This window comes from Pseudomonas sp. PvP089 (genome assembly GCF_017875165.1).
GTDB lineage: Bacteria > Pseudomonadota > Gammaproteobacteria > Pseudomonadales > Pseudomonadaceae > Aquipseudomonas > Aquipseudomonas fortuita.
Genome location: NZ_JAGGME010000001.1, coordinates 721,365 through 737,497, shown reverse-complemented (window position 1 = coordinate 737,497; position 16,133 = coordinate 721,365). Strand labels below are relative to the sequence as shown.

Here is a 16,133-nt window from a genome sequence, read left to right as displayed (position 1 = left end):
CGGCCACCAGCGGGTCGTCCGGCCAGTAATGCCCCGCATCGCAACTGCGATGCATAGATTGACACGCTCAAACCAGCAGAAAACCTGGGTTTCTCCCGCATACCCATTGACGGTGATTGACTGTCAATGGATTCGCCCTGGATTGACGCTTCTGCAGGTATTTTGAGGACATATTGACAGCCAAAATGTGCGCAGACTGCATCCAGCTCCACAACGATTGACACCCCGCGCCCCTCACCCTAAAACGGTAATCCACGCTAAGTTTGGGAGCGGGAAAATCTCGGGGTGTGAAAGACACCTCTCGCTATACTTCCTACTAAATGGCACAGTGCCTCCATGGCATTGATTGCCGTGAATTGCCTCTCTGATCGCGAGCGCAGACGCTCACCGGGGAGCTGATTCTTCTGCCAGATCCTCGAGTCCTGTCGCCTACGGCGATGGGGAAAGCAAAGGCTGCGGCCCCTTTGGAAAGATCGTGTTATGGATGGCGTAATTTTCAAGCAAACCGGTCAGTACGCAGTGTGCTGTGTTGAAAACTTTTCTGATGAGCTAAAGACCACGATACGAGACAACCTAACGCGTATCTGCCATGGCGCCGATCTCGCCAGCCGCAGCTCAATCATGTTCAAGTATGCAGCCACCCTCAAATCATTCTGGGATCGCTATTCGACTAAAGAAGATAAGACGCGAATTGGTATGCTTGGAGAACTCCTGGCACACGTGATCATTCTTAAAAAGCTCGATAGCTTCGATGTCATTTCCCCGCTCTTCAACATGGAAGAAAAACACATCAGGAAAGGCTTTGACCTCGTCCTGTACGAATCCGCTTCGAATGAAGTGTGGATCACCGAGGTAAAGTCGGGCGGAGCAGGCACAAGAACCTCTTGCGCAGCTACTAGCGCATTGCTGGCCAAGGCTCGAGATGACTTAAAGGGCCGACTTGCCGAGGCCGAGACGAACCATTGGCACAACGCGATCAATGCCGCCCAGAAATCAATCAATGAAAGTAAAGGCTACAAAGAATCAGTTCTTGAGATTCTAGGTCTAGAGGGTGACAACGCCTACCTGAACACTGCTGTTGCCTCAGACAACAATGTCGTTCTGGTATCTGCGCTATTCAACGATGCGACGCGAAAAGTAGAAGAGAAGACAGTCGAACATTTCACAAACAAGCTGATAGCCAACCCGATATTCAAAACCGTTCTAGTGCTATCGCTTCAGAAAGGAACGCTTCAGAAGCTAGAAGACTTCCTTCGCACAGAGGCAGGATGCTAAATGCAAGAGCTCACCATCAAGGAGTTAGCAAAAACCCGTTTCAAAGACATTTACATGAACCTTCTGCGCGGTCATGAAATGTCCGATGGGGAAACTGTAAAACTTCTCGCTATCGCTGTATTACTACTTAATCACAGCGCGGCAGAAATTAAGCGCCTAGGTTATCGAATCACCCTGCTTTATGGAAACCTTACTGGCCGATACGAGCCTCTTTACGACGTAGCCGTGAACAGCGGGCTTCTCCCAGTTTCTGCCGTTATCGGAAAGTCGTTTGAGCAAGATGAACGGCTGAGCAACTCTTTTATCCAGAACATCGTAAGTAGCTACGTAGATACCTTCCGCGATCAAGAGATGGTGCTTACAGAGCAGCAGGACACCTTGAGAACTTTCGTACAAGCTGAGTATGAAAATTCATCAGTTGTAGTAGCTCCGACCTCTTACGGCAAATCAGAGCTGATCATTAAGTCCGTTAGAGACAACCCTGAAAAACGTGTACTCATTCTTGTACCCTCAAAAGCCTTACTGGCTCAGACAAAAAAGCGGTTGATTTATGCTGACATCAACGACATGGGCAAAGTCATCACGCACCCCGAGATGTATTCTCCTGAGCGAAACTGCCGCGTTTTTGTACTGACTCAAGAACGACTGAATCGCATGCTTAACGAGCATAGTTATTTAAAATTCGACATGGTGTTCGTGGACGAGGCGCACAACCTCCTCCAGGGCGATAGCCGCAACGAACTATTGGCCACGATGCTATGTATTTTGGGAGCTCGCAACCCCGACACTTCCTTCAAGTTTCTAACTCCATTCCTTTGCAATGAGCTTAATGTTCGTGTTCGCTACTTGGACATGACACCGAAGGGATTCAGGATTGATGAGTATATAAAATCCGAGCGTTTCCTTGTTAGGGACTTCAGAACCGGAAAGGATGATGGAAAGCTTAAGCTCTATGATCATTTCCTTAACCACTGGATTGACTTAGATCGCAAGCACAAGAACTGCTTTGACCTTATTAAAAATGAATCCCTTGCCAAGAACATTATCTACGGAAACACGAAAAAACGGATCGAGCAATTTGCGCTCGAACTAGCCGAGAGCTTGCCAAACATTGAATGCCCACTGGTTCAAACAGCTTGCGACGAACTCGAGGAAACGTTCGACAAGCGCTATCGGCTCATCGCTTGCCTACGAAAGGGTGTGATGTACCATCACGGTTCAATCCCAGATACCATCCGTCTTTATCTTGAAAATCTGTTCAATAAGTCCAAGGCGATGAAATACCTGGTATGCAACTCAACGTTGCTTGAAGGAGTAAATTTACCAATCGAGCGACTGTTTATATTTGACTACTCCAAAGGAATAGGAAACCTGACGTCATCACAGTTCAAAAATTTGATTGGTCGGGTAAACAGATTTAGTGAGGTATTTGACCCCAAGGCGGGTTCTGCGCTGCAAAAGCTTGAATCCAGCATTTACCTTTTGGGTGTTGATGAATACACCCACAAGAGAGCGAACCTCAAGACGTTCTACGAAAATTCCGTAAACGTCTCGAAAGAAGACGAAGACACGGTCAACAATGTTCTCCTCGAAGCAGCTGACATAAGTGATGACAAGGCCGCCCTACGCCACAAGGACGCGGTATCAAGGCTTGAAAACCTTCAGCCAGGCGTTGTCACTGGCGAAGAATGCAAATATGTAAAGACAGAGGTTGGCCGCTTAATGATCGCCAACAGCGTCAGCGAAATCGACGTATTTGCCTCAGAAGAAGACGTGGACGAAGCCATTAGCCTATCACTCGAGGCGAATGGGCCAATCAATACCGCCGACCGGCTCTTAACCGACATCAAGACTTGCTTCATCGAAAAGTTTCATGCAGGAACAAAAAATAGCGACATGCTGCGCCTAAAAAATCAGGCAGCGTTGGACTTTTACGCAATGTTCCTGGATTGGAAACTAAAAAAACGCACTACAAAACAAATCATCAGACACACGTTAAAATACTGGGAAGATCTCCCCCAAACGAAAGGCACTGACTATGTATACGTGTCCAGCTGGGGCGACACCAAGTACAAAAATAGCCATAGTGCTCACTATGTAAGAATTTCACGAAAGAACGACGTAGAACGAGTCAATCTCGCAATCGTAAGGCTCAAAGACGAAGACGACTTTTTTGACAACAAAATCTTCAGATTCCTTGAGATCCTCAATGGAGTGGGCGCCGTAGAGCCTAGCTTCTACAAGCGAGTGAAGTACGGTACCGACGATGAATCAAAAATCAAATTGATTCGCGAGGGGTATAGTCGCGGATTATCCGAACTGTTGCTTGATCGATACCCTCGGTATGTGCGCATGAATGCGAATGGTGAGATCGAGGTCAGCTCCCATGTAATCGGGCTGATGAGACGGAACGAAGAAAGTGACCTGCTGATCTTTGAAGCCCAGCTGAACTTGAAACCTGTGCCAGAGCAGTCGGCGTAGCTCCACAGAGAGCTGAAGGATGATGCCCGCTGGCCTGGTTGATACCGGGAGGGCGGGCAGGACTCGGAGGCGGCCAGCAGAACACCTATCAGTCAGCCTGAAGGGTATAGACCGCCTTCCGCTTTCCATATAACGCGATTTTCATAACCTCATTTCCAGCGCTTGCAGCCTCTGCAACCTTGATGAGCTTGACCATGCTGTTGACCGTGCTCGTCTTGGACTGGTACTTGAACCGTTCGATTTCGGCCACGGAGCAGGCACGGTAGGCCGTTCGGATCACCCCGGATCTCTCTAGAAGGTCGATCTTTTCGGGCGAAATCCATGAGATCAGCTCAGTGATTTTGCTGATTTTCTCGTGCAGGTGGGCCACTGCTTGGTGTTCATCATTGACGTTGAAGCGCTTCCAAGCGGGTTCGTGGTGGAACACTCGATTTCGGAACTTCCGTACCGGCGCAACCTGATCCTTGCACCCGGCCAGCATGGCGCTCGCCTGACTCGTTGGCCACTGGCCCTTGAAAACCCGCCCAAGATTCTTCGGCCAGATAAGGTTGTTACCCATATATTCGTTGTCCAGAACGAATTCCCACGTGGAAAATTCCGTTTTGGATACGACCTCTTGGTGGTCTGGCTGCCCACTGACCTGCCGGCTTTTGCGCTCGTACCAGGCGGTGTTGAAGGCTGACCCGAAATTTTTAGTCAGTTTCGCGACCGCATCGGGCACCTGGCCTCCGGGAGTAAAGCTCTTGTACTTAAGCGTCTTTGCCTTCCACCAAAATTTCCCAAGATCAGCCGTCAGGGCGGTGTCAATCGAGTTCCGTAACGTGACCTCCGCCGCGCTGAGCAGGGGGTAGAGAACCCCACAAACGTGCGAGTTCCACAGGTAGGCCCCCACTAGCTCAGCGTCATTGCTGGTCGAAAATACCTTGCTGTAACTGGCGATTCGGTGAGAGCTGATGAGGTGGTCGATCAGCTGGGGTCTATACTGGATGGTGTGAGGCATGCTCGGCTTCCTACTGGCCAGGTGCCTGTATAAAGGGGGTTGACATCAGTGTCAACCGCTCGTAGGATTGAGAAACGGTTGGCATTGAGCTCCAATGAGCGAAAGCTTACGACTCCTTGCAAAGACCACGAAACACCCGCCCCGGCCTCGAGCCGGGGTTTTCGTTTCTGGAATATAAGTACTCATTTCACCCCCTCGTACACGTCGCCTCCCCCGTTATCATCCCGCTTCCAAACCGCCATTCCTGCACCTAAAAAGCGCCCTAAATCGTTCACGTATTCCTTGCTAGTCAGCCGTTAGGCTACCATCGACCTGCCACCATATAGCCATCACTTCGTAACGCTCGTTTAGGCCTTCAGGCTCAGAACTGGTTGATCAGAGGGAACTCATGCCGAACATTTGGCTCAAGCTGTCGGGCGTTCTCGGAGCCTGGTTCGTCTCCGCGGTTGTCCTGCTCATTGCTCCGATCCTGTTCTTTCCCTTCACTCTTATTGGCTGGCTGGCATTCGGATTTGCTTCGCCGGCAGCCGTCTACTTCTTCATCTACGACAAAGATCACATGGCCGTCGTAGGCGTGCTCCTGATGCTGCTCCTGGCTTGGAAGGAGGGCTTCAAGGCATCGCTGAGCGACGCTGCTGCCTTGGCAAAATACGAATACGAGACGGATAACCCAGGATGGCTCGAGCGCTACTACCTTCGTCGAAACCGAGACCTGGTCGAGGCCTACTGGCGGGTCTACAACTTCGAGGTGGCAGAGGACTCGCTGGAGGAGTACCTGAAGAAATACATGCCTGAGGTTTACAGGCACCACACACAGGGGCTGTCATTCCTGCCCGATTGGCCGATCTTTCAGCATGTCAGTGGACACGTTCGAAGCGGTCACATCCGAAACACCCGCAATGGCCCCGTGGCGGTGAGATCGCACCATGTCTCCGGCCATACCAGGACTAGGCGCCGATGAGCCGCAGGCGGCAGAAATGCCAATCGTGGCCTTCGTCACTACCCCTCAATTAAAATCATATTTGAGAACTAGAAGAAGGACTTTCGATGTCTTCCAATAAATTCATCCTAGAGCGTTCACTGCTCCGCCGTGCCGATATCCTTCTGACCGGTGATAAGAGCCTCACCAGTCTGGGGATCCGAGCCGCCACCGCAAGCAGATACTCTCATGCTGCCCTTTACATCGGAGGAACCACAATCGAAGCTACTCTCGATGGTGTGTTTTCCAAAAGTCCACAGCGCCTGATCTTTGACAAAGCAACTGATATTCTTGTACTACGCGCCAAACGGCCACTTTCCGAAGAAGAGGTAAACGCTATATGCGACTATGCACAATCGAAGGTTGGAAGTCTTTACTCGGTCAATGAGGCAATCACGGTAAGAGCGAGATCGCTACTGCGGCACAAGGAAAGTGAACGACAGTTCTGTTCTCGCTTGGTAGCTAAGTCCTTTGAACACGCAAACTTCAATCTCATCAATTTGAGAAATCCCGCGTTCTGCACTCCGAGACAACTCTCGCTGTGTCAAGCCTTTGAGCCCGTTCCAGGGGTGGTTAGGCCTGCTAGCGAAGCAGAGGTTACCTTCGCGATGACGGAGGATCCAAACCAGACGCATCAGCGGCAAACCTATGACTGGCTAGGCAAGGTCAGACATCTAGTAGGTGAGAATGAGGAACTGGCTAAAAAATGGGATATCCAAGCGCTTGATGATGTCAACAGCTTCCTGCTTGCTCACCCAGAGTACGACCAACAAATATCTGAATTCATGCAGAGCAGCGGTTATCTTGAATTCTACAAAATAGAATCAATAAACAACCCGCATCGATACAGCAGCAAACTCCTCATACATCAACTTAGGCAAATTGAAGATCCTGGCGACTATATCGACGACGAGCTTGAAAAGGAGCCTGGCCTTTTCCGAAGGTTTGGAACAATGCAATATCAGCTTTCGCAGCTATATAAAGAAAAAAATCTTAATTTTTTCTGGCTACAGATAAGACTCTACAACAATATGCTTAAGGAAATCCTTATCCGAGTATCGGTAATTCGGGACACTTACCTTAGTCTTAGAATGCCGGAAGAGGCCCAAAATCTGAATTCAACCATTGAGACCGTTGCATCTGTGGTTCGCCAAGGGCAAGAGTTGTTGGATGGACATCGCCCAATCTGAATAAGATCACAGGGGTTGCGCTGATAGGGATGCTACGAAAGCAGACACTTGGATGCGCCACCTATCAGCATGTAGCCTCTACACGAATGCCGATGGGGTGACGCCGCCCTTCCGAGAACCTGGAATCGCCAAAAGGAATGGCAGCCTATTTATCCTCAGCGCTTAACTTTAGCAAGCGTATCTACGACTTTTTCCAAGAGCTCAAGTTCACCCTTCTCCAGCTTTCTGGCTTCAAGGATCTCTGTAGACTGATCTTTCTCAAGTGCGGAAATCTTTGAGAAATAGCAGTCGCTTTTCAGAAGCTCCATCAAATTGATCTTCGGCTCGGATTCAGCTGAGAGTATGAGCAGCGCGCTGACTTCCTCCCGCCTTCTTGCGATCGACTCGTAATACCTAAACTCATCCATAGCCGATCGATACTGCCTCAAGAAAAAGAAAGCAACAAACTCAATAAAGAACAGTATCCCGAACTTTGGCGCCAAAAGCAGCAGCTTATCGATCAGCTGACCCGGCTCATTTAAAACGGGCGTCTGGATATAGAAAAAAGCAAGGCCGGAAAATGCCACCAATATACCGAGAAGTAGATATACGCCAGCACGCCCATAAATGCTTCTGGCCAAATTGCGGGAATTTTCAGCCTGATCAAACAGGAGATCCGCTCCGCTTGCAACGCGAGAACGCTTTGCATGGCTACCGTCTAAACCATCCCCAACCCTTGGTGGGACATTATGTTCTAGACTGGCAGATGCCTGATGGAAAGCCTTACCTTTCAGCAAAAACTCCAAAGGAAAGCTTGAGAATATTTGCCTAAAGAATATTGGAAAAAGGATAAATAGCGTAGAAACAATAATTAATCCAAAATTTTCCTGAAGAGAATAATCAATAGCTCTGTACCCGTAAACATATGTCTGACGGAAGAACAAAAGTAATGGCACAACCATCCAGATAAGCATCTCGACAGACTGCGGAGGCGACCAAAGAAATTTTAGAAATTTAACCGGCTTATTCATTCACACTGGCTCAGACAATGAAAGCACTAAATATCCTCAAAGGGATCAATATCCTCAAAGGGATCCTCTAGCGTATTTGATAAGTAATTTCACGATCATAGCTTAATGACATCATCGCAGACAATCTATTCTGAATAGCCCCGGGTTTCGTGGAGGCCTCAACTCTTGAGAAGATGAGGCCATGAGAAAGACTACGACCTGCTCCCCTGAAGTCCGTGAACGTGCCGTGCGCATGTTTCTGGAACACCTGAATGACTACCCCTCCGAGTGGGCGGCCATTGAGGCCATTGCCCCGAAGATTGGCTGTGCCGCGCAAACCCTGCATGGCTGGATTCGTCGCCAGCAGACAGATGTGGGGCAGCGCCCCGGTCAGACTAGTGAAGAGCGTGAGCGCATCAAGGCCCTGGAGCGAGAGAATCGCGAGCTGCGCAAAGCCAACGAGATCCTGCGCCTGGCCAGTGCGTATTTTGCCCAGGCGGAGCTCGACCGCCGCACCAAGTCCTGAGGGCATTCGTCGATCAGCATCGTGACCGTCTCGGGGTCGAGTCGATTTACCGTGTCTTGCAAATCGCCCCGTCCGGTTACCGCAGGCACGCGGCACAGCAACGCAACCCGGCACTACGCTGCTGCCGTGCTAAGCGTGATGACGCGTTGACCCTGGAAGTCCAGCGGGTGTGGGACACCAACATGCAGTGCTATGGCGCAGTGAAAGTCTGGAAGCAACTCAGGCGAGAAGGTATCGAGGCGGCCAGATGTACGGTAGAGCGGTTGATGCGTCGGGCTGGATTGCAGGGCATCAGGCGCGGCCAGATCCTGCGCACAACGGTGGCCGGCGACAAGTCGCTCTGCCTGCTGGATCGCGTGCAGCGCCAATTCCATGCCGACCGCCCAAATCAGCTGTGGGTATCGGACTTCACGTATGTGTCGACCTGGCAGGGCTGGCTGTATGTGGCGTTCGTGATCGACGTCTTTGCACGCCGTATCGTCGGCTGGCGAGTCAGTACCAGCATGAAGACCGACTTCGTGCTGGATGCCCTGGAGCAAGCCCTGTATGCCCGCCAGCCACATCGTACGGGTGGCCTGATCCATCACAGCGACCGTGGCAGCCAGTACGTCTCGATCCGCTATACCGAGCGACTGGCAGAGGCCGGCATTGAACCTTCAGTTGGCAGCAAGGGCGACAGCTATGACAACGCCCTGGCTGAGACTATCAACGGGCTGTACAAGGCCGAGCTGATCTACCGCCAGTCGTGGAAGAGCCGCGAGGCTGTTGAGATGGCGACCTTGAAATGGGTGCACTGGTACAACCACCAGCGGTTGCTGAGCTCAATCGGCTATATCCCGCCTGCGGAGGCTGAGGCAAACTTCCACCAGCAACAAGCAGGTCAGGCCATTGCGGCCTGACTTAAACGAAACGGCCTCCACGAAACCCGGGGCGATTCAGGTTGTATTTTTCAAGGCTGGAGGCACCGGGATTGGTGGCCGTATCGGGCTCGATGACGACCTTGCCCAAAATCACCTCAACGAGCGTGGCCAGGGTTTTGCGCTGAGCCTTGGCTTCAGCAGTGAGGATCTGAACGGCCATGGTTTCACGCAGATCCGGGAGTGCTTCGCCAGCCTCCAATGCCTCCGCTTCTGTAAGCGCTTGTACCTGCTCAAGCACTTCAGGTCGTGAGGCAGCGAACACCATGAATGCCAACATCGTGTCGTCCATCGCCCCGCCCCTCGTTTAATCGGCCTGGCTCTTGTGGCACGGGCTCAGATCGTTCGATACCGGTGTGATCAGGAATGTTCAGCTTGAAATGGTGGCGTCGAGAATGAGTTTTAAGTACCACCGGACTTGTTGGGCTGAACTTTGCCATCTGTCCTGGCTTCCCCTGCATACCTACCACGGAAAAACGCCTGCAGGAGCTTACCCTCATGAGAGCGCTCACCTACCACGGAGCACACGACGTCAGGGTCGATAACGTCCCCGATCCCATCATCGAGCACGAAGACGACATCATCCTCAGGGTCACCGCCACGGCCATTTGTGGCTCTGACCTGCACCTCTACCGAGGCAAAATTCCAGAAACCGAAGCGGGTGATATCTTCGGCCATGAGTTCATGGGCATCGTCGAAGATACTGGCAGTGCCGTCACCAATCTGCAGATCGGCGACCGCGTAGTGATTCCCTTTGTGATCGCTTGCGGCAGTTGCTTCTTCTGTCAGCACGATCTGTTTGCTGCCTGTGAAACCACCAACACAGGTCGTGGTGCGATCATCAACAAGAAGGGGATTCCCCCAGGCGCCGCGCTGTTTGGATATAGCCATCTCTATGGCGGTATCCCTGGCGGCCAGGCGGATTACGTGAGGGTGCCCAAGGGCAACGTCGGCCCGTTCAAAGTGCCCACCGAGCTGGCCGATGACAAGGTACTGTTTCTCTCGGACATCCTGCCGACCGCGTGGCAGGCGGTCATCAATGCCGAAATAGGCCAAGGGTCATCGGTGGCGATCTACGGCGCCGGGCCGGTGGGCTTGCTGAGCGCCGCCTGTGCGCGAATGCTCGGTGCCCAGACCATCTTCATGGTCGATGACAACGGCTACCGCCTGGCTTACGCCCGCGAGGCTTACGGCGTCATACCCATCAACTTCGAGCAGGACGACGATCCAGCCGACAGCATCATCCGTCAGACTCCAGGCATGCGCGGGGTCGATGCGGTGATCGATGCGGTCGGATTCGAGGCCAAAGGCAGCACTGCCGAAACGGTAATGACGGCGCTGAAGATCGAAGGCAGCAGCGGCAAGGCGCTGCGCCAGAGCATTGCTGCAGTGCGTCGTGGTGGCGTTGTCAGCGTCCCCGGTGTGTACGCCGGCTTCATCCACGCGTTCATGTTCGGCGATGCCTTCGACAAAGGCCTTACCTTCAAGATGGGCCAGACCCATGTGCAGAAATATTTGCCTGAACTTCTTGAACACATCGAGGCAGGACGCCTGCAACCAGAGCTGATCGTCACCCACCGCCTGGCCCTCGAAGAAGCGGCCATGGGCTACAAAATGTTCGATCAGAAGCAGGACAACTGTCGCAAGGTCATCCTCGTGCCAGGCGCGGCAGCGGGCGCCTTGGGCCCTGACTTCGTGTAGAGGAGTCAAGCACATGAACGGTATCGCCAGCTACTTCTGGATTGCCGTCGCGGCAATCCTTTTACTGATCGATCTGTGGGCCATCGTCAGCGTCTTCAGAAGCGACAAGTCAGATGCAGTCAAAGCGGCCTGGGCTCTGCTGATACTCGCGCTACCGCTGGTTGGCCTGGGTATCTGGGGCGTTGCCGGCCCGCGAGGCATCAAGCGAGGCACCGGGCCCACTTCCGATGAGCACAGCAAAGGCTGACATTTCCGAGCTCCACTTACAGGGGTTTCAACATGATCAATCAAGCGACAGGCATGAAATCAGGCAAACGCTATCGCGTGGAAAACGTGGAGCGCGCTCATCAGTTCCCCGGCTTCTTTCAAGACGGGAAGTATTATCTCGGCCCTGAGCTTCTCACCGCCGTGGGCTGGCTCGAAGGTACGCGCTTCATCTACGACAGCCTGGATGCCGAAGGTGAGCCCGTATTTCCAAACCGGGAGGCAGGCACGGTGGAAGGGCTGACGTTGACCCTGATCGATGGCACCTCTCTTGAGCTCTCGCGGATCGAGGCCAGCGAAACCGTTGCCCCCCTTGACCCCAGCGCCTCGGGTGCGCAACGAGAAGCGCCTGTCCGTGGCGCTCCGCTCAAAGGGCCTCTGCGCGGCAAGGTCGTGGTCATCACCGGCGCATCCAGCGGCATAGGCCGAGCAGCCGCGCATGCCTTTGCGTGCAAAGGTGCTCGCCTGGTACTCGCCGCACGCGACGAAGAGGCGTTGTTCGACGTACTGGATGAATGCACCGATTGCGGTACGGACGCCATAGCGATCACGACCGACGTTACCCACAGCGACCAGGTTCAAGCGCTTGCCGTTCAGGCCGCAGACTTTGGACATGGACGGATCGATATCTGGGTCAACAATGCCGGGGTCGGCGCGGTCGGCAATTTCGAAGAAACGCCGTTGGAGGCGCACGAGCAGGTCATCCAGACTGACCTGATCGGTTACCTGCGAGGTGCCTACGTCGCCCTTCCCTACTTCAAGGCTCAGGGTAACGGCACGCTCATCAACACGCTGTCGCTGGGCAGCTGGGTGGCCCAGCCCTACGCCGCCGCTTATTCGGCGAGCAAATTCGGCTTACGTGGACTGACCGAGGCATTGCGAGGCGAGCTGACTGAATATCCCAACATCCATGTCTGCGATATCTATCCAGCAGTCATGGACACACCTGGCTTCCGAGACGGCGGCAACTACACAGGGCACGCGCTGACACCACCAGGCCCCATATACGATCCCGAAATGGTGGCGAAGGCTATGGTGGCCTGCGCAATCTCGCCTCGTGCTCACACCACGGTTGGCGCTGCGGCGCGCCTCGCGCATTTGGCCAGCTACCTGATACCAGGCCTGCCTCTGTTGTCAGGAAGGCTGTCGCGCTGGGGGATAAATCGCAGCCCCATAGCCGAAGCATCATCAGGCAACCTCTTTGAGCCTCCAAGTGGCGGGAGGGGTATCGAAGGAGGTTGGAGGAAGCCAAAAGATAAAACGCCCCTGCTGATCGGCGCAGCGGCGCTGGGAATCCTTGTGGGTTTTACACTCACACATTCACGACGCAGGGATAGATAGAGAAGATCTGCTTACAGAGGAATGAGCGTGGTTTCATTGCGAGATCACGTTCGATCCCTACTCTGCTGACGAGCTCGTGGGTTTAACCGGGTGATAGTCCTCCCCTGCTACCGCTCTCAGGTAAGCAACGTCAGCCTCCAGACGAAGATCGCGCCATTCCTGCCAGCAGATAATCCCTCGACGATCCATCTCATCGGCCTGGCGAAGCAGTTCCTCGTGATAGTCGTCAGGCGAGTCCATGCGCAATGCCCTGTCTTCAAGCATCCGATACCAAACCGCCAAACAATTGAGCTTCAGCAATTGGGCGGCAGACAGGTTTTTCTCGAGCGTTCGCATCAGGAGGCCTCATACGCTGATGGAGGGTTGAGTCACGCAGATTGCAGAGGTTCAGTAGGGCGGTGTCAGCGGCATGGATGCGTCCAGATGGTCGCCCCCGTTATAGATCCGCTCACGGATGGGAATGTATGGCACTGACTCAAGCTGGAGTGAATTTCTTGAACGCTAGCGATGTCGTAGTGATGGCGCGCTGCTACGTCTTGCTGGAAGAAAGCAAGCAGACCTGGATGTCCCTCCCTTCCTGCAGCCGCATGTCCGAGTACACATATGAAAGAGCTGCTTTCCGCTGCGAAGATAATTCGCCCAACTGTTCTCATCGTTGAGGACGAACCCATGATTCGAGAGCTTTTGACCCTGTACCTGGAAGAATGGGGGGCCATGGTGACAGCGGTGGCGACTGCCGATGACGGTAATGAGGCGTTGAGGAAGCAAGATTGGACGCTGCTGATAACGGATGTACAAACGCCTGGTTTACTCAATGGGGTTGATCTTGCCTGGATGGCAAGCCAGCAAAAACCTCAGACGCGCATCATTGTCATGAGCGGATACTACGAATTTGCAGGGAGAGTGTTGCCGCCAGGTGCGGAGTTCCTTCCTAAGCCGTGGCCAATAACCCAGCTCCAGGAACTGCTCTGCGCTCAGCTGAACCACGCCGACGGGGGTGGGAGGTCGGCGTCTGCCAAGCTTGATCTTTCCCAAACGTTCGCGAACAAAGCTTAAGGACGCCACACACGCCTGCACCGGTTCTTTCGCGCAACCCGTCGGCCTTGGCCAAAACCCACTGAGTAAACACCCCGCCCCAGGACGTCCGAGTTGAACACAGACTTTCCTGTGTGACGACATGAGGTGAAAGATCATGGCTAACAACCAAACCAATCGTGGCCATCAAGGTGGTACTGCTCAGAACAATCCTGGCAATTTTGCCAATGATCGCGAGAAAGCGTCGGAGGCAGGTCGCAAAGGCGGGCAGAGCTCAGGCGGCAACTTTGCCAACGACCGTGAGCGTGCCTCGGAGGCTGGCCGTAAAGGCGGGCAGAGCTCAGGCGGCAACTTTGCCAACGACCGTGAGCGTGCCTCGGAGGCTGGCCGTAAAGGCGGGCAAAACAGCCACGGCGGCGGTCGCGGTAGCGAGAACCGTTAACTTGAAATGAGCCAGGCCGGGGTGCATGGCACTCTGGCCACTTTTAGAGAAAATGAAAGCGGTGTTAAGAAGACAGCGAAATGGGCAACAAGGGTTTGCCTCTCGCTCGAAGACGACCACCAACGAACACCAGCGCCAATGACGCTGCCGCTAGCAACAGGCTCACCCCTAGCATCTCGCTAGTGAGGTTGTGAAACCCTGAAACCGCAACGCCGATTATGGCTAACATTCCTGAAAGCCCAGCGTAACCTACCGCAGTCATCAGCCATCCCCAGTTACGCATACCCTACTCCTCCAATGATGATCCCAGGTCTCGAATCAGCCTCATTACGACCATACGCATTTGGCTAAGTGCCATCGGTGTGTGCAGGCGCGCCTAAAGTTTGAAGCGTACATGGATACAGCTTTTACTATCCTGCCGATCAACCTCCACTGCCGCGCTACCGTAACCGGAATAGCTTTTGACCAATCGCATGCCAAGCCCCGTACCTGTCGGCTTTGGATAATTATCAGGGAAGCCGTCGCCCTCATCCCTGACGGTGAGTAGCGCATGGTCGCCGGCATGCTTGACGGCCACCTCAATGTTGCCCTTACCATACTTGAGGGCATTGGTGATCAGTTCAGAAATTACCAGTCCCAGGGGCGCCATTCTTTCTGAAGGCAATACGAACTCGTCAGCGTCCAGCACAATTTTGCGCTCGGCTAAGGCTCTGCCCAGATCCCCCAACAGAGCAGTGAGGTAATCACGCGCACGAAGTTCTTGATCTTCGGCAGCCTGGTACAGCCGCTCGTGAACCGTGGCAATGGTCACTACTCGGCCTGCAGCGGTTTCAAGCTGCAATTTAACCGCTGCATCGGGCGTGAGATTGGCCTGTAGCAACAGCAGTGTGTTTACCAGGTGAAGGCTGTTCTTGACGCGATGGTGGATCTCTTCGAGATAGAGGTCGCTTCGGTTCTGCTTGCTATTCTGAGCCTCGATGAGCGACAGCAATTGAGCCTCATATTGATGACGCTCGGTGATATCTCGCGATACGGCAATCATTCGCTCGACCTTGCCGTCCGCTCCGAGGATCGGCGCCACCGTCACGTCCCACCATTTGGGTTCATCGGGAGCGATTGGGCAGTACGATTCGAACCTCATGGTTTCGCCAGCGCTGACTTTAGCTACCGCCTCCCAAACAAATGATCGCGACTCCTCAGGCCACAAGTCATACCATCGCTGACCTTTAACAGTGGTCAGTTGGGTATCCAGGAATGTCAGCCCGGCTTCATTCATGAACTCGATCTCGCCGTTCGGGGCCAAGATATCCACCCAGTCAGGGCTTGCGTTCAGAATGGTCTCGGAATAAGGGTCGGGAACTGGAACATCCACGCCTGCAGATATTCTTTCGACAGCCATGGAAATGACGTTCGAGATGCCTTCCAGAAATACCAGATCGCTCTCTACAAAATCGTCCCCGTTGCTGCTGTCGGCTTCCAGTACACCAAACGGGCTGAGCAAACCCCGGATCGGGACATTGATGGCCCGCTCGATTCCATATTTTTTCAGCAGTTCCGGCGTTCGAAAGCGGTTTTCCATACCCAAATGATTCGAGAGTACGGGCCTGTAGGTGGCCAATGCATAGCCTGCGGGACTAGCCACATCGCCGCCCACGGTTGCCCGCCCGATGTCAGAAGCATCCCAGCCAACGCCGTGGGTCAGAACAAACCCTTCCCCTTCCCCGTCCTCTGCTGGCTGGAGCACCTTGGAAAAACGAGTGCTCATCCCTTCAGCGACTACTTCACATGCACGGGTCAGCAACAGATCCAAGTCCGCAGCCTTCAGGGACATTACGCCAAACTCGACCACGAGCTCATGTTGGCGGTGCAAGCGCGCATGAGTCTTCTTCAATGCCGCTCGGATGGTTTCGTCCACTGGTAGCTGCTGCATAGTCTTCCCTTCCGCAATAACGGGAAACGCCCAGAATCCTTTCAGAGCGTACAGTCGTTTCGC

15 protein-coding genes and 1 other annotated feature are annotated in these 16,133 nt (G+C 53.5%); of the genes, 10 read left to right on the top strand and 5 right to left on the bottom strand.

What is annotated here, in order from left to right; genetic code table 11:
- The first annotated feature begins 480 nt into the window (after positions 1–480).
- Positions 481–1,275 carry a Hachiman antiphage defense system protein HamA gene (locus J3A71_RS03380; protein WP_028699932.1) on the top strand — a complete coding sequence of 265 codons (795 nt, stop codon included), beginning with the start codon at positions 481–483 and terminating at the stop codon, positions 1,273–1,275.
- The gene (locus tag J3A71_RS03375) at positions 1,276–3,756 is read left to right on the top strand and encodes a DEAD/DEAH box helicase (protein WP_028699933.1); all 2,481 of its coding nucleotides are present in this window, start codon (positions 1,276–1,278) and stop codon (positions 3,754–3,756) included.
- Between the two features lie 88 nt (positions 3,757–3,844).
- Here J3A71_RS03375 and J3A71_RS03370 read toward each other — a convergent pair whose 3' ends face one another.
- Positions 3,845–4,756 carry a CAAX amino protease gene (locus tag J3A71_RS03370; protein WP_028699934.1) on the bottom strand — a complete coding sequence of 304 codons (912 nt, stop codon included), beginning with the start codon at positions 4,754–4,756 and terminating at the stop codon, positions 3,845–3,847.
- 388 nt (positions 4,757–5,144) lie between these two features.
- Here J3A71_RS03370 and J3A71_RS03365 point away from each other — a divergent pair, with 388 nt between their 5' ends.
- On the top strand, positions 5,145–5,717 hold the full coding sequence (locus J3A71_RS03365; protein ID WP_028699935.1) for a hypothetical protein: 573 nt from the start codon (positions 5,145–5,147) through the stop codon (positions 5,715–5,717).
- A gap of 86 nt (positions 5,718–5,803) precedes the next feature.
- Complete coding sequence (locus J3A71_RS03360; RefSeq protein ID WP_028699936.1) at positions 5,804–6,925, top strand: YiiX/YebB-like N1pC/P60 family cysteine hydrolase; 1,122 nt, start codon at positions 5,804–5,806, stop codon at positions 6,923–6,925.
- A gap of 155 nt (positions 6,926–7,080) precedes the next feature.
- On the opposite strand, the gene J3A71_RS03355 is transcribed toward J3A71_RS03360, so the two are convergent.
- Complete coding sequence (locus tag J3A71_RS03355) at positions 7,081–7,935, bottom strand: hypothetical protein (protein ID WP_049275214.1); 855 nt, start codon at positions 7,933–7,935, stop codon at positions 7,081–7,083.
- A gap of 181 nt (positions 7,936–8,116) precedes the next feature.
- On the opposite strand from J3A71_RS03355, the gene J3A71_RS03350 reads away from it, so the two are divergent.
- Positions 8,117–9,339 (top strand): IS3 family transposase gene (locus tag J3A71_RS03350; RefSeq protein ID WP_154670344.1). Its coding sequence is split into 2 segments (ribosomal slippage): positions 8,117–8,402 and positions 8,402–9,339, totalling 1,224 coding nucleotides; the frame shifts between segments, so codons are not numbered across the junction.
- Positions 8,395–8,511 (top strand) — a sequence feature (AL1L pseudoknot). It overlaps the preceding gene by 117 nt.
- A gap of 1 nt (position 9,340) precedes the next feature.
- Here the strand turns inward: J3A71_RS03350 and J3A71_RS03345 are convergent.
- Positions 9,341–9,649 (bottom strand): hypothetical protein, encoded by a 309-nt coding sequence (locus J3A71_RS03345; RefSeq protein ID WP_028699939.1) that lies wholly within the window; start codon positions 9,647–9,649, stop codon positions 9,341–9,343.
- A 206-nt stretch (positions 9,650–9,855) separates the two neighbouring features.
- Here J3A71_RS03345 and J3A71_RS03340 point away from each other — a divergent pair, with 206 nt between their 5' ends.
- The 3 genes from J3A71_RS03340 to J3A71_RS03330 are packed head-to-tail and all read left to right on the top strand — an operon-like array spanning position 9,856 to position 12,663.
- On the top strand, positions 9,856–11,058 hold the full coding sequence (locus tag J3A71_RS03340) for a zinc-dependent alcohol dehydrogenase (protein WP_028697810.1): 1,203 nt from the start codon (positions 9,856–9,858) through the stop codon (positions 11,056–11,058).
- Positions 11,059–11,071: 13 nt separating this feature from the next.
- Complete coding sequence (locus J3A71_RS03335) at positions 11,072–11,305, top strand: PLDc N-terminal domain-containing protein (RefSeq protein ID WP_028697811.1); 234 nt, start codon at positions 11,072–11,074, stop codon at positions 11,303–11,305.
- 32 nt (positions 11,306–11,337) lie between these two features.
- A complete protein-coding gene (locus J3A71_RS03330; protein WP_028699940.1) occupies positions 11,338–12,663 on the top strand; it encodes an SDR family oxidoreductase in 1,326 nt (441 codons plus the stop codon).
- A 57-nt stretch (positions 12,664–12,720) separates the two neighbouring features.
- On the opposite strand, the gene J3A71_RS03325 is transcribed toward J3A71_RS03330, so the two are convergent.
- A complete protein-coding gene (locus tag J3A71_RS03325; RefSeq protein WP_028697813.1) occupies positions 12,721–12,999 on the bottom strand; it encodes a hypothetical protein in 279 nt (92 codons plus the stop codon).
- A 267-nt stretch (positions 13,000–13,266) separates the two neighbouring features.
- On the opposite strand from J3A71_RS03325, the gene J3A71_RS03320 reads away from it, so the two are divergent.
- Positions 13,267–13,719, top strand: a complete 453-nt coding sequence (locus tag J3A71_RS03320) for a response regulator (RefSeq protein ID WP_009681427.1) — start codon at positions 13,267–13,269, stop codon at positions 13,717–13,719.
- Positions 13,720–13,855: 136 nt separating this feature from the next.
- Positions 13,856–14,140: a general stress protein gene (locus tag J3A71_RS03315; protein WP_028699941.1), complete on the top strand. Its 285-nt coding sequence runs from the start codon at positions 13,856–13,858 to the stop codon at positions 14,138–14,140.
- Positions 14,141–14,516: 376 nt separating this feature from the next.
- On the opposite strand, the gene J3A71_RS03310 is transcribed toward J3A71_RS03315, so the two are convergent.
- Positions 14,517–16,070, bottom strand: a complete 1,554-nt coding sequence (locus J3A71_RS03310) for a histidine kinase dimerization/phosphoacceptor domain -containing protein (protein ID WP_028697816.1) — start codon at positions 16,068–16,070, stop codon at positions 14,517–14,519.
- Positions 16,071–16,133: the final 63 nt, after the last annotated feature.